Source organism: Pantoea sp. QMID4, from assembly GCF_030270445.1.
GTDB classification, from domain to species: Bacteria; Pseudomonadota; Gammaproteobacteria; order Enterobacterales; family Enterobacteriaceae; genus Pantoea; species Pantoea vagans.
On the sequence record NZ_BSXL01000002.1, the window covers coordinates 174,768 to 189,392 of the forward strand.

Genomic DNA, 14,625 nt, shown 5'->3' on the forward strand with positions numbered 1-14,625 from the left:
AGCTATCAGTTACTCTTCTTTCCGCTGTTGGACGAACCTTTATCCTGAAGTTGCGACGGCACCAGTACGGTCGTGACGCGCTTGTTCTGGCCCTGGCTGTAAGCCTGCATTTTCTGCTCTTTCACCAGATAGGTAATACGATCGCCTTTGATGTTGCTGTCCTGCTGCTCAATGAACGCATTGCCGGTCAGTTCAACGAAATCGTTGGCCAGTTCGTAGTGCAGTTTAGAAGCATGGCCCTGAACCGGCTTGCCGCTGTCCTGCATCTGATAGAAAGTGGCGGGATTACCGTAGGCGTCAACGATGGTTTTCTTGCTGTCGCCGCCCGGACGGGTCACCACGACCTTATCGGCCGTGATTTTGATAGAGCCCTGCGTCACGATGACATTGCCGGTAAAGGTCGCGACATTGCCCTGCAAATCCAGCGCCTGATTCTGCGAGTCAATATTGACGGGTTTGTCCGAGTCACCGGTCAGGGCCAGCGCCGGAACGCTGGTTGCCAGTAACATGCTGGCCAGTAAAATCTTCAGGCTATTTTTGTTCATTTTGAATTTCATAAGAGGTTTTGACCTTCTCGATTAACTCGGCGTTTTTTGTCCGTAAATTGCCGCGCATTTTCATGCCGGTGGAGTTAAAGCTGCGGCCATACAATGTCACCTGGTCATCAGAGGTAACGTCCTGAGTGACAAGGTTAATCTGTGCATTATCGGTTTTTATCCGCTCAAGCTGGGAATCCTGCGTCAGCGTATTCAGCTCAACATGGCCATACAGATAAAGCATACGATCTTTGGTGAGCTTTGCTTTATCTGCGCGTAACGTCCAGGTGGGAATTTTGTTCTCATCAAAGGTGGTCATTACCGGATTGTCGAACCAGCTCAACTCGTCATCCGAGAAATAGGTCACTTTGTCAGAGACCAGTTTATATGACAGCGCGCCCTGCGGGTTATACACCACAGTGTGAGAATCATCACTGGTATAGGTCGGCGACTGACTATCTGTCCCGACTGGCGTGCCATCGCCATCCTGGTTGGTAAGATTCCAGCCGATCAAAACCAGTGCAATCAAGGTCAGAATCAGCGTTATCCAACGCCTGCTTTTACTCATACTGATTGCCCTTTGGCATCCTCAAATTTGTTCTGCGCCATTAAGATCAGGTCACATACTTCGCGTACCGCGCCGCGTCCACCCGCAATCCGCGTGACATACTGCGCGCGCGGCAACAGGATCGGATGTGCATCCGCCACCGCCACGCTTAATCCCACTTTCGCCATAACCGGCCAGTCGATCAGGTCGTCACCGATGTAGGCGACCTGATCATCAGAGAGAGACAGTTTATCCAGAAGTTCACGATAGGCCAAAAGCTTATCCGATTGTCCCTGATAAAGATGACGGATGCCGAGCGTTTTGCAGCGATCTTCCATCAGACGGGCATTGCGGCCAGTAATAATAGCCACTTCCACATTGGCGGTCAGCAAACAGCGTACACCGTAACCATCCCGCACGTTGAAGGCTTTCAGCTCTTCACCATTGTTTCCCATGTAGATCACCCCGTCGGACATGACACCATCGACGTCGCAGATCAGCAGACGAATGTTGCTGGCGCGCGTCATGACGTCAGCACTGATCGGCCCATAGCAGGTGTCAATCGTGGGCGTTACCTGTTGCATTTTATTTTCCTGTTCAGACTACGCCAGCGCGCAGCATGTCATGCATATGTACCACACCGAGCAGATGGTCGTCATCGGCCACCAGAATCGAGGTAATGTTTTTGGTCTGCATCAGGTTCAGGGCTTCAACCGCCAGCATATTTGGCCGGACGCGGATGCCTCCTGGCGTCATCACTTCCCCAATGGTGGCGCGCTGAAAATCGATACCCATATCAAAGATGCGGCGCAGGTCACCATCGGTAAAGATACCTTCAATTTTCATCAGACCGTCGACGATGACCGTCAGGCCCAGATTTTTGCGGGTAATCTCCAGCAGCGCATCACGCAGTGAGGCGTCACGGGTGACGTGCGGCAGCTCATCGCCGCTGTGCATGATATCCGCGACATGCAATAGCAGTTTGCGGCCCAGCGCACCGCCAGGATGGGAGAGGGCGAAATCTTCCGCCGTGAATCCGCGTGCTTCCAGCAGCGAAACCGCCAGCGCATCACCCATCACCAGTGTGGCTGTGGTGCTGGTGGTTGGCGCAAGCCCTAACGGGCAGGCTTCCTGTGGAACATGGACACACAGATGCACATCGGCAACCCGGCCCATCGCGCTGTCAGGCCGTCCGGTTATGCAGATCAGCGCAATGTGCTGACGTTTTAATACCGGAATCAATGCGAGGATTTCATTCGACTCACCGCTGTTGGAGATGGCGATCACCACATCATTTTTACTTACCATGCCCAGGTCACCATGGCTGGCTTCGGCCGGATGAACAAAAAACGCTGGCGTACCGGTACTGGCAAAAGTTGCCGCCATTTTTTTGCCGATATGACCAGACTTGCCCATGCCCATCACGACCACTTTACCCTGACAGGCGTAGATCAGGGCGCAGGCGCGGGCGAAATCGTCATTAATATATTGATCGAGCTGTTCCAGTCCTTCACGCTCGATACGCAGGACGGTTTTTCCCGCCTGCTGAAAATCAAATGCTGTTGGTTGCTGATATGACATAGTGAGTCTGTCCTTGTTAGCCGTCCATGAATGCCGGCTGCATCCACAGCAGCGTCACCCAGACGAAGAAACCACAGAGTAAAATCAGGCCATTGATGCGGCCAACGCGTCGGCGACGCAGCAGGCAGAGCAGGGCAAACAGCACGCTGACGCCCAGCATCACCCAGTAATCACGGGCAAAGGCGTGATAGTCGATACTGCCGGGGTGAATCAGCGCCGGCAGGCCCAGCACAATGGCAATATTATAAATGTTGGCACCAATCAGATTGCCGATCGCGATATCATCTTCACCTTTCAGGGCCCCGGCAATCACCGTCGCCAGCTCAGGCAGGCTGGTGCCCACGGCGATGAGCGTCAGGCCCATCACCAGTTCGCTGACGCCAAAGTAGTCGGCAAAGGCGGTGGCATTGTCGATCACCATGCGGGTAGACATCGGCAGAATAATCAGCGCGACGGCCAGCCAGAGAAAGGCTACCGTGTTTCCGCTCTCTTCGCGGGGCAGCTCGGCCAGCTGCTCGCGGGTCAGGGTGTCGTTGTTGTCCCGTTCTGCTTTACGCGCAATGCGAATCACCACCATCAGATAAATAGCGGCGATGGCGATCAGGCCAATTCCATCCAGTCGACTAAGCTGATTGTCAAACAGCATGAATCCGCTGAGCAGGGTAACCAGCAACATCAACGGCAGTTCACGGCGTATCAGATTAGAATGGACGCTGAGAGGATGCATGAGCGCAGCGGCACCCAAAATGAGTAAAATGTTGGTAATGTTCGAGCCGAGCGCGGTGCCAACAGCCAAATCCATCTGGCCATGCTGGGCCGCGGAAAAGGAGAGGATCATTTCTGGCAGCGAGGTGCCGATGCTGACAACGGTCATGCCAATGATCAGTGGCGGAATGCCAAAGGATCGACACAATATAGAGGCGCTAAACACCAGACGATCGGCACCATATGCCAGTAAAAGCAAACCGATAATCAGCAGTGCAGAAGCTACGAACATGAAAAATCCTTGCGTAAAAACCCGCGCCGGCAATGCCTTTACCGACCGGTTTAAGGTTCTGTTTGGCGAGACAGCCGCTGATTTTGACCGTCTGGACGGCAAAAGTAAATTTAATGACCATTTTCGCCAAATCTTAGCGGTAAGTTTCTGTAAAGCTATCGTGAATCAGGACCGAACAGGCTACCATCGTACCCTATGTTTACGCCCGATCCTTACAAGAGGTAATAATGATCCAGCAGCAAACGAATCTGGTTGAGGTTCGTGGCGTGAGTTTTTCGCGCGGAGATCGCACCATCTTCGACGACATTTCGCTGACCGTGCCGAAAGGCAAAGTAACGGCGATAATGGGACCGTCGGGGATAGGGAAAACCACTCTGCTACGCTTGATTGGGGGGCAACTTCAGCCGACCCGCGGTGACATCTTTTTCCGTGGCGAAAACATTCCGTCATTGTCGCGCGCTAAATTGTATGAAGCGCGTAAGAAGATGAGCATGCTGTTCCAGTCTGGCGCGCTATTTACTGACTTAACGGTCTACGAAAATGTCGCCTGGCCGCTGCGCGAACATACCCGTCTTCCCGCCCCTATTCTGCACAGCACGGTATTAATGAAGCTGGAAGCCGTAGGGCTGCGTGGCGCAGCTCAACTGAAACCGGCTGAGCTGTCGGGCGGAATGGCGCGTCGTGTGGCGCTGGCGCGCGCGATTGCGCTTGAGCCGGAACTGATCATGTTCGATGAGCCTTTCGTGGGTCAGGATCCCATCACCATGGGTGTGCTGGTCAAACTCATTGATGAACTGAACCATGCTCTGGGTCTGACCTGCATTGTGGTCTCGCACGACGTACCGGAAGTGCTGAGTATTGCGGACTATGCCTATATCGTGGCCGGACAAAAAATTATCGCACACGGCACCACGCCGGAACTGCGAGAGAATAACGACCCGCGCGTCCGCCAGTTTATTGATGGCGATGCGGATGGTCCGGTTCCCTTCCGTTTTCCTGCCGGCGACTATCTCGCTGATTTAACCGGCTCAGGGAGTAACTAAACAGATGGTCTTGAAGGCGCTGGCGTCATTCGGTCGTCAGGGAATTGAAACGTGCGCCAGTTTTGGACGCGCAGGATTAATGCTGTTTCACGCGCTGGTAGGAAAACCCGCGTTCCGCAGACACTCGCCGCTACTGATTAAACAGCTCTATAGTGTTGGTGTGTTGTCGTTACTGATTATTGTCGTGTCGGGCCTGTTTATCGGCATGGTACTGGGACTGCAGGGTTATCTGGTACTGACCACTTACGGTGCTGAAACCAGTCTGGGTATGCTGGTGGCGCTGTCGTTGCTGCGTGAACTGGGGCCGGTCGTGACCGCGCTGCTGTTTGCCGGACGGGCAGGCTCAGCCCTCACGGCTGAAATCGGTCTGATGAAAGCCACTGAACAGCTCTCCAGTATGGAGATGATGGCGGTGGATCCGTTGCGTCGCGTCGTTTCGCCGCGCTTCTGGGCCGGTTTTATCAGTATGCCGCTACTCGCACTGATCTTTACCGCAGTAGGTATTGCTGGCGGTGCACTGGTTGGCGTGAGCTGGAAGGGAATCGATCCTGGTTTCTTCTGGTCAGCCATGCAGAACGCGGTCGATTTCCGCACCGACGTTGTTAACTGCATCATCAAAAGCGCCGTCTTTGCCGTGACGGTTACCTGGATTGCTCTTTTTAATGGCTATGACGCGATTCCCACTTCTGAAGGGATCAGTCGCGCGACAACGCGTACCGTAGTACATGCTTCACTGGCGGTGCTCGGGTTGGATTTTGTGCTGACAGCACTGATGTTTGGGAATTGATGCAATGCAAAGCAAAAAAAGCGAAATCTGGGTTGGCATTTTTATGATTATGGCGTTGATCGCCGCATTGTTTCTCTGTCTGCGCGTCGCCGATTTAAAGTCGATGGGCACAGAGCCAACATGGAAACTCTACGCTACGTTTGACAATATCGGCGGCCTGAAAGCCAGTTCGCCGGTCAAAATCGGCGGTGTGGTGATTGGCCGGGTAACGAACATTGAGCTTGAACCGAAAACGCTGCTGCCACGTATCACGATGGAGATCAGCGATCAGTATGCGAATAAAATTTCAGATACCAGCTCCCTGGCGATTCGCACGCAGGGACTGCTGGGTGAGCAGTTCCTGGCGCTCAACTTAGGCTTTGACGATCCTGAACTCGGTTCGGCGATGCTGAAAGATGGCGATACGCTGCGCGATACCAAGTCAGCGATGGTGCTCGAAGACCTGATTGGCCAGTTCCTTTATAAGAGCGGCGATAACAAACAAAACAGTGACAACAAGGATGCGCAGGCAGGCGACAGTGCTGCGCCTGCGGCACCGGCTCAACCTTAAAGAAGAGGGTATACCATGTTTAAACGTTTACTGATGATTGCCATGCTGGTGGTTGGTGTACCGCTGACGGCGACAGCAGCCGATCAAAGCAATCCCTACAAGCTGATGAACGAAGCGGCGGAAAAGACGTTTACCCGTCTGAAAAATGAGCAGCCGAAAATCAAGCAGGACCCAAACTACCTGCGTCAGATTGTGCGTCAGGAGCTGCTGCCCTATGTACAGATCAAATACGCGGGCGCGTTAGTGCTGGGCCGTTACTATCGTGATTCGACCCCGGCGCAGCGTGAAGCCTACTTCAGCGCCTTTGGTGACTATCTGGCACAGGCTTATGGTCAGGCACTCGCACTCTATAACGGTCAGAGCTATCAGATTCAGCCTAAGCAGCCATTGGGCGATGCCCAGATTGTCGCCATTCGTGTCTCCATCATCGATCCTAATGGCCGTCCACCGGTTCGTCTCGACTTCCAGTGGCGCAAAAACAGCCAGACCGGTAACTGGCAGGCTTATGACATGATCGCCGAAGGCGTCAGCATGATCACCACCAAACAAAATGAGTGGAGCGATCTGTTACGTACTAAAGGTATCGACGGTCTGACAGCGCAACTGAAATCCTCTGCGGCACAGCCAATTACGCTGGATAAACAAAAATAATGCACGAATCGTTACGCTGGGAGCGGGAAGCCAGCACGCTATTGCTGAAAGGCGAACTGGATCGCGACACGTTAATGAGCCTGTGGCAGCAGCGTGAAACGCTGATTAAAGATGTTGATACCATCGACGTTGCAGCGCTGGAGCGTGTTGACTCTTCCGGTCTCGCCCTGCTGGTGCACCTGCGGGAAATCGCCCGGGCACAGGGTATGACTCCACGCTTTACGGGTATCAGCGACAAACTGCACTCGCTGATTACGCTTTACAATCTGCAACAGATTATTGTTTCTGCGGATAAAAGCGCCTGATTTCCGGTTGTTATGCTAAGCCCCTGTTTTCAACAGGGGCTTTTGCGTATTTAAGAGTCAGCCGCTTTCCTCTACTATGTCAGCCTTATTATTATTAAGTGAAGTTAAGCCCAATGGAAAACAGTGAAATTCAGGCCGCGTTGATGGCCGCATTGCCTCTGGACGAAGTTCATGTGATGAGCAACGATGGCAGCCATTTTCAGGTGATCGCCGTAGGCGAACTGTTTGGCGAACTGAGCCGCGTGAAAAAGCAGCAGGCTGTCTACGCACCGCTGATGGAGTTCATCGCGGATAACCGCATGCATGCTGTCTCTATCAAAACCTATACTCCCGCTGAATGGGCGCGTGACCGTAAACTCAACGGTTTCTGATCCCACAGCGTGGTGAACTCGCCGTGGGCGAGTTCAATTTTTAGCAAGTTAATTGAGAGCCGTGTTAATGGAAAAATTTCGTGTGCAAGGCCCCACCCGCTTAAGTGGTGAAGTCACCATTTCCGGGGCGAAGAACGCCGCACTTCCTATTCTGTTTGCTGCCCTGCTGGCCGAAGAGCCGGTAGAGATCCAGAATGTGCCAAAGCTGCGCGACATTGATACCACCATGAAGCTGCTGAGCCAGCTGGGTGCGAAAGTGGAACGCAACGGTTCTGTACATGTCGATGCCAGCGCGGTAGATGTATTTTGTGCGCCTTACGATCTGGTCAAAACCATGCGTGCCTCAATCTGGGCGCTGGGCCCGCTGGTCGCACGTTTTGGTCAGGGTCAGGTTTCACTGCCGGGTGGCTGCGCGATTGGCGCGCGTCCGGTTGACCTGCACATTACCGGTCTGGAACAGCTGGGTGCCGAGATCAAGCTGGAAGAGGGCTACGTTAAGGCGTCAGTCAATGGCCGTCTGAAAGGCGCGCTGATTGTCATGGACAAAATCAGCGTTGGCGCAACCGTGACCATTATGAGTGCTGCGACGCTGGCGACCGGTACTACCGTGATTGAAAATGCGGCCCGCGAGCCGGAAATTGTTGATACGGCCAACTTCCTCAATACCCTGGGCGCTAAAATCAGTGGCGCAGGCAGCGACAAAATCACCATCGAAGGCGTAGAGCGTCTGGGTGGCGGTATCTATACCGTCCTGCCCGATCGTATCGAAACCGGTACCTTTCTGGTGGCTGCCGCGATTTCGGGCGGCAAAGTGATGTGTCATAAAACTCAGCCCGATACGCTGGATGCAGTACTGGCGAAGCTGCGTGATGCGGGTGCTGATATCGAAATCGGTGAAGACTGGATCAGTCTGGATATGCACGGCAAGCGACCAAAAGCGGTCAACGTGCGTACCGCACCACATCCGGGATTCCCGACCGATATGCAGGCGCAGTTCACCCTGTTAAACATGGTTGCGGAAGGCACGGGCGTGATTACCGAAACCATCTTTGAAAACCGTTTCATGCATATCCCGGAACTGATTCGTATGGGCGGACATGCTGAGATTGAGAGCAACACGGCGATCTGTCACGGGGTAGAAACCCTGTCAGGCGCGCAGGTGATGGCGACCGATTTGCGTGCGTCTGCCAGTCTGGTTCTGGCGGGTTGCATTGCAGAAGGAACAACGTTCGTTGATCGCATTTATCACATCGATCGTGGCTATGAGCACATCGAAGATAAGCTGAAAGCGATGGGCGCGAACATCGAGCGCGTCAGCGAAGAGTAATCCTGCAGCTGCGCTGAAATAGCCAGCCCCCGAGGGGGCTGGTTTTTTTCGCCTGAGGATCGCCTGAGATCTCAGGTGTTATCCGTCTGATCGGCAGGCGTCCGGATACGTTTTCTGCGATCCAGCAGGCAGTTTGTATCGGGATCGTAATAGCGGCTGGGCCAGATCTCACTGGGATGAACTTTGATCGCGTCGGCGATCAACCATTCACCTTTTGGCCATGGACGCGTCAGTGCATTCGCCAGCGTGGATGAACTCAGGCCTGCTGCGCGTGACAGCGCTGCCAGCGTCATACCACGCTTATGCAGCGCCGCGATAATGTCAGCCGGGTGCCAGTCTTCCTTTCTTTTTTGCATAACCTGTTCTCCTTTTCCTTGTCATTGCATCATCCAGCGAGACGCTGGCTTTCCTTTTACCATTATCTGGAAATAGTCAGAATTTTATAGCAAATGTTTCCTGTTAATTTCCAGTAATATTTGGATCCCGCGTCTGGTCTGTGTGGTGGCACGCAACACGAATGCAACAGCTAAGAGGGAACAAAAAGAAGTGAGAGCAGGGTCGTAAAAACGGAGCCCGGCAGGCTCCGTGAGGGATCAGAAGTCGCGCTGAACTGACATGTGTGCCAGCGACTCCAGCGCGCTGCGCCAGGGGGATTCGGGCAGAATCCGCAAGGCTTCAATCGCTTTATCCGCTTCCTGTTCCGCGCGGCTGCGCGTCCATTCCAGCGAACCACACTGATTCATCGCTTCCAGCACTGGCTCCAGCAGATGGCGGCCATTTCCCTGCTCAATGGCTTCACGGATCATCTTCGCCTGTTCAGGCGAGCCGTGCTGCATGGCATGCAGCAGCGGCAGCGTCGGTTTGCCTTCGCTCAGGTCATCGCCGGTATTTTTACCCAGCGTCTCGCCGTCAGCACTGTAATCCAGCAAATCGTCAATTAACTGGAAAGCGGTACCCAGATAGCGCCCATAATCCTGCAGCGCTTTTTCCTCTTCAGGTGTGGCTTCAGCCAGTATCGCCGAGGCCTGTGAGGCCGCTTCAAACAGGCGCGCGGTCTTACTGTAAATCACGCGCATGTAGCTTTCTTCGGTGATATCGGGATCGTTAACGTTCATTAGCTGCAGGACTTCGCCCTCAGCAATGACGTTTACCGCCTCTGACATCAGCGCCAGGATACGCAACGACCCCATGCTGGTCATCATCTGGAAGGCGCGGGTGTAAATAAAATCACCGACCAGCACGCTTGCCGCATTGCCAAACGCCGCGTTTGCGGTCGCTTTGCCACGACGCATATCGGATTCATCCACGACATCGTCATGCAGCAGCGTGGCGGTGTGGATAAATTCGATCAGCGCCGCATTGGTCACGTGCAGGTCGCCCTTGTAGCCCATGGCACGTGCGGATAGCACGGCAATCATGGGACGGATACGCTTGCCCCCGCCACTGATGATGTAGTAGCCCAACTGGTTGATGAGCGAGACATCTGAATTCAGCTGGTCGAGGATGGTCTGGTTAACGGCAGCCATATCCTGTGCGGTTAATTCATTAATCTGTTCTAAGTTCATTCGTCTTTTCAGCTATGACTCGTTATCTCTGCCATGGTAAGTGGTTTACCCAGCCAGCGTTCAGGTAATCTGTTACTGATTGTACTTGAATTTTGTGCCTGAGAAACGGTTGCATTCAGCCTGTGTTTTTTTTCTGCAAGAGTGTGCAAAGTGCTCTTGTCTTCTTCTGGAGTTTTGCGTAGAATTCGCGCCCTATTGTGAATATTTAGCGCGCCGCCTGATGAACTAAAAGGCAAGCGCAGAAGCGGAGTTTTATATGTACGCGGTTTTCCAAAGTGGTGGTAAACAACACCGAGTAAGCGAAGGTCAGACCGTTCGCCTGGAAAAGCTGGACATCGCAACCGGTGAAACGATTGAGTTTGACCAGGTTCTGATGATTGCTAATGGCGAAGACGTGAAAATCGGCGCGCCACTGGTTTCAGGCGGGATGATTAAGGCAGAAGTTGTTGCTCATGGTCGTGGCGAGAAAATTAAGATTGTTAAGTTTCGTCGTCGTAAGCACTACCGTAAGCAAGCAGGCCATCGCCAGTGGTTCACTGATGTGAAAATCACTGGTATCACGGCGTAAGAGGAGATCTGACAAATGGCACATAAAAAGGCTGGTGGTTCGACTCGAAATGGTCGTGACTCCAATGCAAAACGTCTGGGTGTAAAACGTTTCGGTGGCGAATCTGTTCTGGCAGGTAGCATCATCGTTCGTCAGCGTGGCACCAAATTCCACGCCGGTACCAATGTAGGTTGTGGTCGTGACCACACCCTGTTTGCTACCGCAGACGGTAAAGTACAGTTCGAAGTTAAAGGTCCGAACAACCGTAAATACATCAGCATCGTTGCTGAGTAAGGTTGTCGTGACGCAGACGTCTGACGTCTGAACGCACGAATTGAAGGCCCCGCAGCTCCTGCGGGGCTTTTTACATTCTGCGGTCTGTCGCGGTAAACGCGACGCATCACAAAAGTTTGCTGTACACTTTGTGTACGCACTGGCGAAAGCCAATCCTGATTTATCCGCCGCTGGTCAGCGCAGAAGACCCTGGCGGACCCGTCTGCAGAGTGCTGCAGACGATTGTGTGACGGAGATTGAAAATGAAGTTTGTTGATGAAGCGACAATTCTGGTCGTCGCCGGTGATGGCGGTAATGGTTGCGTCAGCTTCCGCCGCGAAAAATATATCCCGAGAGGCGGCCCTGACGGGGGTGATGGTGGTGACGGCGGTGACGTTTATCTGATCGCTGATGAAAACCTCAATACCCTTATCGATTATCGTTTCGAAAAATCTTTCCGCGCCGAACGTGGGCAGAACGGCCAGAGCCGCGACTGTACCGGTAAACGCGGTAAGGATATCGAAGTTAAAGTGCCGGTCGGCACCCGGGTTATCGACCAGGGTACCGGTGAGACACTCGGCGACATGACGCGGCATGGCCAGAAACTGATGGTCGGTAAAGGCGGGTGGCATGGCCTGGGCAATACCCGTTTCAAATCGTCAGTGAACCGCAGTCCGCGTCAGAAAACTATGGGTACCCCAGGTGAAAAGCGTGACCTGCAGCTGGAGCTGATGCTGCTGGCGGACGTCGGGATGCTGGGCTTACCGAATGCCGGTAAATCGACCTTTATTCGTGCCGTCTCGGCAGCTAAACCTAAAGTAGCGGACTATCCGTTTACCACCCTGGTGCCAAGCCTTGGCGTAGTGCGTATGGACAGCGAGCAGAGCTTCGTCGTGGCCGATATCCCGGGTCTGATTGAAGGCGCAGCAGAGGGCGCAGGCCTCGGTATTCGCTTCCTGAAGCACCTTGAACGCTGCCGCGTGCTGCTTCATCTGATCGACATCGACCCTATTGATGAAAGCGATCCGGTTGAAAATGCCCGTATCATCCTTGGCGAGCTGGAAAAATACAGCGGGAAACTGTTCAACAAACCACGCTGGCTGGTCTTCAACAAAATTGATCTAATCAGTGAAGAAGAAGCGCAGTCACGGGCGAAAGCGGTTGCTGAAGCGCTCGGCTGGGAAGATAAGTATTACCTGATCTCTGCCGCAAGTCAGACCGGCGTCAAAGAACTCTGCTGGGACGTGATGAGCTTCATCAACGCTAACCCGAAAGAAGCGGAGCTTGAAGAGAAGCAGCCTGAGAAAGTGGAATTCATGTGGGATGATTACCACAAAGAAACCATTGAAAACACGGTCGAAGTCGAAGATGAAGAGTGGGATGACGACTGGGATGATGAAGACGACGAAGGCGTTGAAATTATCTATCAGCGTTAACAGAACGCCTGCTACAGCGTAATATGTGATGCCCTCTTTCAGTGTGAAAGGGGGCATCGTTCTTTCTGCCGCTAGCTCATGACCGCTACGCTCAGTCGCGCACTGCAGCACAGCTGATCCCGACTGTTCCGAATCTCAATCTGCCAGCTCTGACTGCGTTTACCCAGATGCAGTGGACGGCAGGTCCCCCGCACCTGTCCCGCTGACACCGCGCGATGATGGCTGGCGTTAACTTCAACACCGACCACGCTGCTGCCTTCTTCAACCGCCATATACCCGGCAATTGAACCCATCGACTCCGCCAGCACCACGGAGGCGCCGCCATGCAGCAACCCAAACGGCTGCTGCGTCCTGGCATCGACCGGCATCGTCGCCTCCAGATAATCGTCACCTATCGCGGTAAAAACGATCCCCAGATGCGCCACCAGTGAGTGCTCACCCAGCGCGTTCAGTGCAGGAAGATCAATGAATCGTTTCCAGATCGCTGTCATGATCAGGCTCCCAGGGTTGCGCCGCCATCGACCACAATATCCTGCAGCGTCACATGGCTGGCAAGATCCGACGCGAGAAACAGAACGGTGGCCGCAATTTCCTGCGGCTGCGCGATCTTGCCCAGCGGAATACCCAGCTTGAACTGGTCCGGGAAGCCCGCAATCATCTCCTGCTCGCCGGTCGGTGTGTGCCACAGGCTGCGCTGCATATCGGTGTCAGTGGAACCAGGCGAAACAATATTACAGCGCACACCGTAAGGCGCCATTTCCAGACCCACAGTCAGACAGAGGCTGCGCAGCGCGGCTTTTGACGCACCATAAGCGGACATGCCAATACGCGGTGCATGCGCTGCATTCGATGCGACAGTAACGATGGCACCGGTGCGCTGTTCACGAAAGCACGGCAGCGTCTGCTGGAACAGATTAAATGCACCGCCCGCATTGACGTTAAGACAGGCCTGCCAGTCAGCAAATGACAGCGCATCAGTGGCACCCGTACGCAGAATACCGGCTGCGTTGACCAGCACATCGATGCGCGGCTGGGCGGTCAGCACCCGCTGACACACTGATTTTACCTGCACCGGATCGGCAACATCCATGGTGTGACAGGAAAAAGGATAGTCATGACCCTGGAACCGCAGATCAAACGCCTCTACCTGCGCGCCCGCCTGGTGAAAAGCCAGCGCTGTGTGGTAGCCAATGCCCTGACCGGCACCGGTCACCCAGACGATTTTACCGCTGAAATCGGATACATGGCTCATTCAGCCGGCTCCCGCGACAGCAGTGCCCACCAGCCGTCAATGCTTGGATTTTTTGCCAGGCTGACGAAATCGATATCACGATGTACCTGACGCCAGCGTGCCGCCAGCGCCATTACGCGTACCGAATCCAGCCCGTAGTCGATCAGATTTTCATCATCGTCCGGCACCTCATCATCTTCCAGCAGCGGCAGGATCAGCATACGCAGTTCGTCTTTGCTGAGCGGTACAGGCATCAGATCGGCGGTCATTACCACTTTTCCGCTGCGACCCGCGGTGTAGGTCAGCGCCATCATGTGTTCCTCACGGCTGAAGTCAGCCAGCGCATCGGCCACCATAAACGGCTGGATATTACGCATAAACGCATCCGTGGCGGTGGTCAGGCAGCCGATATGGGCATAGACGCCGGTAATAATCAGCTGATCGCGGCCCATCTCCTGCAGGATCGCCTCCAGCGGCGATCGGTGAAACGCACTGTAGCGCCACTTGGTCAGAACCTGATCGTGCTCATCCGGTGCCAGCGCCTCCACGATCTTCTGCTGATCGGGATGTTTATTCAGGCCGGGTCCCCACATATCGTTGAGCAGCGCACGATCTTCATCGCTCTGCGCGTTGGGCTGAGCGGTGTAAAACACCGGAATGCCCTGCGCTTTGCAGTAGCGTCGCAGGCGGACAATATTGTCAACGACCTGCTCAACCAGCGGGCTGTTATCGCCCCAGAAGTTAAGGAAATAGCGCTGCATGTCGTGGATCAGCAAGGCAGCACGGCCCGGCTCCAGCGTCCATTTTACCTTGTTGTTCGGCAACTCAGTGGCGTCAGGTAGCGGATAAGAAGTCAGTTGTGGAATAGCCATAAAAAT

21 protein-coding genes are annotated in these 14,625 nt (G+C 54.1%); 11 read left to right on the top strand and 10 right to left on the bottom strand.

Annotation, left to right across the window (positions count from 1 at the left end; translation table 11 throughout):
* Window positions 1-5 precede the first annotated feature (5 nt).
* The 5 genes from lptA to QSK07_RS05655 are packed head-to-tail and all read right to left on the bottom strand — an operon-like array spanning window position 6 to window position 3,661.
* On the bottom strand, window positions 6-557 hold the full coding sequence (gene lptA, locus QSK07_RS05635) for a lipopolysaccharide ABC transporter substrate-binding protein LptA (RefSeq protein WP_033731276.1): 552 nt from the start codon (window positions 555-557) through the stop codon (window positions 6-8).
* Entirely contained in the window at window positions 532-1,104 is a 573-nt protein-coding gene (gene lptC, locus QSK07_RS05640) for an LPS export ABC transporter periplasmic protein LptC (protein ID WP_013359880.1), read from the bottom strand. Before lptC ends, lptA begins: the two co-directional genes overlap by 26 nt.
* On the bottom strand, window positions 1,101-1,667 hold the full coding sequence (gene kdsC / locus QSK07_RS05645; protein WP_098051695.1) for a 3-deoxy-manno-octulosonate-8-phosphatase KdsC: 567 nt from the start codon (window positions 1,665-1,667) through the stop codon (window positions 1,101-1,103). Before kdsC ends, lptC begins: the two co-directional genes overlap by 4 nt.
* A gap of 13 nt (window positions 1,668-1,680) precedes the next feature.
* A complete protein-coding gene (kdsD, locus tag QSK07_RS05650; RefSeq protein ID WP_098051694.1) occupies window positions 1,681-2,664 on the bottom strand; it encodes an arabinose-5-phosphate isomerase KdsD in 984 nt (327 codons plus the stop codon).
* A gap of 16 nt (window positions 2,665-2,680) precedes the next feature.
* Entirely contained in the window at window positions 2,681-3,661 is a 981-nt protein-coding gene (locus QSK07_RS05655) for a calcium/sodium antiporter (RefSeq protein WP_098051693.1), read from the bottom strand.
* On the opposite strand from QSK07_RS05655, the gene QSK07_RS05660 reads away from it, so the two are divergent.
* From QSK07_RS05660 to murA, 8 genes are all read left to right on the top strand, one after another.
* Complete coding sequence (locus QSK07_RS05660; RefSeq protein WP_285721071.1) at window positions 3,660-3,917, top strand: hypothetical protein; 258 nt, start codon at window positions 3,660-3,662, stop codon at window positions 3,915-3,917. The genes QSK07_RS05655 and QSK07_RS05660 overlap by 2 nt on opposite strands.
* Window positions 3,889-4,704: a phospholipid ABC transporter ATP-binding protein MlaF gene (gene mlaF / locus QSK07_RS05665; RefSeq protein WP_095706325.1), complete on the top strand. Its 816-nt coding sequence runs from the start codon at window positions 3,889-3,891 to the stop codon at window positions 4,702-4,704. Before QSK07_RS05660 ends, mlaF begins: the two co-directional genes overlap by 29 nt.
* A gap of 4 nt (window positions 4,705-4,708) precedes the next feature.
* Complete coding sequence (mlaE, locus tag QSK07_RS05670) at window positions 4,709-5,491, top strand: lipid asymmetry maintenance ABC transporter permease subunit MlaE (RefSeq protein WP_033731283.1); 783 nt, start codon at window positions 4,709-4,711, stop codon at window positions 5,489-5,491.
* A 4-nt stretch (window positions 5,492-5,495) separates the two neighbouring features.
* Window positions 5,496-6,041 carry an outer membrane lipid asymmetry maintenance protein MlaD gene (gene mlaD / locus QSK07_RS05675; RefSeq protein WP_275220321.1) on the top strand — a complete coding sequence of 182 codons (546 nt, stop codon included), beginning with the start codon at window positions 5,496-5,498 and terminating at the stop codon, window positions 6,039-6,041.
* A gap of 15 nt (window positions 6,042-6,056) precedes the next feature.
* Window positions 6,057-6,692 (top strand): phospholipid-binding protein MlaC, encoded by a 636-nt coding sequence (mlaC, locus tag QSK07_RS05680; protein ID WP_285721072.1) that lies wholly within the window; start codon window positions 6,057-6,059, stop codon window positions 6,690-6,692.
* Window positions 6,692-6,997 carry a lipid asymmetry maintenance protein MlaB gene (gene mlaB, locus QSK07_RS05685; RefSeq protein ID WP_285721073.1) on the top strand — a complete coding sequence of 102 codons (306 nt, stop codon included), beginning with the start codon at window positions 6,692-6,694 and terminating at the stop codon, window positions 6,995-6,997. Before mlaC ends, mlaB begins: the two co-directional genes overlap by 1 nt.
* A gap of 113 nt (window positions 6,998-7,110) precedes the next feature.
* On the top strand, window positions 7,111-7,368 hold the full coding sequence (gene ibaG / locus QSK07_RS05690) for a BolA family iron metabolism protein IbaG (protein ID WP_061061437.1): 258 nt from the start codon (window positions 7,111-7,113) through the stop codon (window positions 7,366-7,368).
* A gap of 67 nt (window positions 7,369-7,435) precedes the next feature.
* On the top strand, window positions 7,436-8,695 hold the full coding sequence (gene murA, locus QSK07_RS05695) for a UDP-N-acetylglucosamine 1-carboxyvinyltransferase (protein WP_285721074.1): 1,260 nt from the start codon (window positions 7,436-7,438) through the stop codon (window positions 8,693-8,695).
* A gap of 71 nt (window positions 8,696-8,766) precedes the next feature.
* Here the strand turns inward: murA and QSK07_RS05700 are convergent, their stop codons facing one another.
* Entirely contained in the window at window positions 8,767-9,051 is a 285-nt protein-coding gene (locus QSK07_RS05700; protein ID WP_098051689.1) for a helix-turn-helix domain-containing protein, read from the bottom strand.
* A gap of 237 nt (window positions 9,052-9,288) precedes the next feature.
* A complete protein-coding gene (ispB, locus tag QSK07_RS05705) occupies window positions 9,289-10,260 on the bottom strand; it encodes an octaprenyl diphosphate synthase (protein WP_008925415.1) in 972 nt (323 codons plus the stop codon).
* Window positions 10,261-10,516: 256 nt separating this feature from the next.
* On the opposite strand from ispB, the gene rplU reads away from it, so the two are divergent.
* The 3 genes from rplU to cgtA all read left to right on the top strand — a co-directional run bounded on the left by rplU (window position 10,517) and on the right by cgtA (window position 12,516).
* Window positions 10,517-10,828 carry a 50S ribosomal protein L21 gene (gene rplU, locus QSK07_RS05710; RefSeq protein ID WP_008925416.1) on the top strand — a complete coding sequence of 104 codons (312 nt, stop codon included), beginning with the start codon at window positions 10,517-10,519 and terminating at the stop codon, window positions 10,826-10,828.
* Window positions 10,829-10,843: 15 nt separating this feature from the next.
* Window positions 10,844-11,101, top strand: coding sequence for a 50S ribosomal protein L27 (gene rpmA, locus QSK07_RS05715; RefSeq protein ID WP_003851093.1), 258 nt, complete (start codon window positions 10,844-10,846; stop codon window positions 11,099-11,101).
* 242 nt (window positions 11,102-11,343) lie between these two features.
* A complete protein-coding gene (gene cgtA / locus QSK07_RS05720; protein WP_098051688.1) occupies window positions 11,344-12,516 on the top strand; it encodes an Obg family GTPase CgtA in 1,173 nt (390 codons plus the stop codon).
* Between the two features lie 71 nt (window positions 12,517-12,587).
* On the opposite strand, the gene QSK07_RS05725 is transcribed toward cgtA, so the two are convergent.
* From QSK07_RS05725 to QSK07_RS05735, 3 genes are read right to left on the bottom strand one after another with little or no spacing between them, the layout of a single operon-like run.
* Window positions 12,588-13,007 (bottom strand): hotdog fold thioesterase, encoded by a 420-nt coding sequence (locus tag QSK07_RS05725; RefSeq protein WP_275220327.1) that lies wholly within the window; start codon window positions 13,005-13,007, stop codon window positions 12,588-12,590.
* Between the two features lie 2 nt (window positions 13,008-13,009).
* Complete coding sequence (gene dhbA, locus QSK07_RS05730; protein ID WP_098051686.1) at window positions 13,010-13,768, bottom strand: 2,3-dihydro-2,3-dihydroxybenzoate dehydrogenase; 759 nt, start codon at window positions 13,766-13,768, stop codon at window positions 13,010-13,012.
* Window positions 13,765-14,619, bottom strand: a complete 855-nt coding sequence (locus tag QSK07_RS05735; RefSeq protein WP_098051685.1) for an isochorismatase family protein — start codon at window positions 14,617-14,619, stop codon at window positions 13,765-13,767. The genes dhbA and QSK07_RS05735 overlap by 4 nt, the downstream gene beginning before the upstream one ends.
* Window positions 14,620-14,625 lie beyond the last annotated feature (6 nt).

Bases quoted from the DNA above. Each gene is read 5' to 3' on its own strand.
- lptA (WP_033731276.1), bottom strand. From the start codon at position 557: ATGAAATTCAAAATGAACAAAAATAGCCTGAAGATTTTACTGGCCAGC.
- lptC (WP_013359880.1), bottom strand. From the start codon at position 1,104: ATGAGTAAAAGCAGGCGTTGGATAACGCTGATTCTGACCTTGATTGCA.
- kdsC (WP_098051695.1), bottom strand. From the start codon at position 1,667: ATGCAACAGGTAACGCCCACGATTGACACCTGCTATGGGCCGATCAGT.
- kdsD (WP_098051694.1), bottom strand. From the start codon at position 2,664: ATGTCATATCAGCAACCAACAGCATTTGATTTTCAGCAGGCGGGAAAA.
- QSK07_RS05660 (WP_285721071.1), top strand. From the start codon at position 3,660: ATGAAAAATCCTTGCGTAAAAACCCGCGCCGGCAATGCCTTTACCGAC.
- QSK07_RS05655 (WP_098051693.1), bottom strand. From the start codon at position 3,661: ATGTTCGTAGCTTCTGCACTGCTGATTATCGGTTTGCTTTTACTGGCA.
- mlaF (WP_095706325.1), top strand. From the start codon at position 3,889: ATGATCCAGCAGCAAACGAATCTGGTTGAGGTTCGTGGCGTGAGTTTT.
- mlaE (WP_033731283.1), top strand. From the start codon at position 4,709: ATGGTCTTGAAGGCGCTGGCGTCATTCGGTCGTCAGGGAATTGAAACG.
- mlaD (WP_275220321.1), top strand. From the start codon at position 5,496: ATGCAAAGCAAAAAAAGCGAAATCTGGGTTGGCATTTTTATGATTATG.
- mlaC (WP_285721072.1), top strand. From the start codon at position 6,057: ATGTTTAAACGTTTACTGATGATTGCCATGCTGGTGGTTGGTGTACCG.
- mlaB (WP_285721073.1), top strand. From the start codon at position 6,692: ATGCACGAATCGTTACGCTGGGAGCGGGAAGCCAGCACGCTATTGCTG.
- ibaG (WP_061061437.1), top strand. From the start codon at position 7,111: ATGGAAAACAGTGAAATTCAGGCCGCGTTGATGGCCGCATTGCCTCTG.
- murA (WP_285721074.1), top strand. From the start codon at position 7,436: ATGGAAAAATTTCGTGTGCAAGGCCCCACCCGCTTAAGTGGTGAAGTC.
- QSK07_RS05700 (WP_098051689.1), bottom strand. From the start codon at position 9,051: ATGCAAAAAAGAAAGGAAGACTGGCACCCGGCTGACATTATCGCGGCG.
- ispB (WP_008925415.1), bottom strand. From the start codon at position 10,260: ATGAACTTAGAACAGATTAATGAATTAACCGCACAGGATATGGCTGCC.
- rplU (WP_008925416.1), top strand. From the start codon at position 10,517: ATGTACGCGGTTTTCCAAAGTGGTGGTAAACAACACCGAGTAAGCGAA.
- rpmA (WP_003851093.1), top strand. From the start codon at position 10,844: ATGGCACATAAAAAGGCTGGTGGTTCGACTCGAAATGGTCGTGACTCC.
- cgtA (WP_098051688.1), top strand. From the start codon at position 11,344: ATGAAGTTTGTTGATGAAGCGACAATTCTGGTCGTCGCCGGTGATGGC.
- QSK07_RS05725 (WP_275220327.1), bottom strand. From the start codon at position 13,007: ATGACAGCGATCTGGAAACGATTCATTGATCTTCCTGCACTGAACGCG.
- dhbA (WP_098051686.1), bottom strand. From the start codon at position 13,768: ATGAGCCATGTATCCGATTTCAGCGGTAAAATCGTCTGGGTGACCGGT.
- QSK07_RS05735 (WP_098051685.1), bottom strand. From the start codon at position 14,619: ATGGCTATTCCACAACTGACTTCTTATCCGCTACCTGACGCCACTGAG.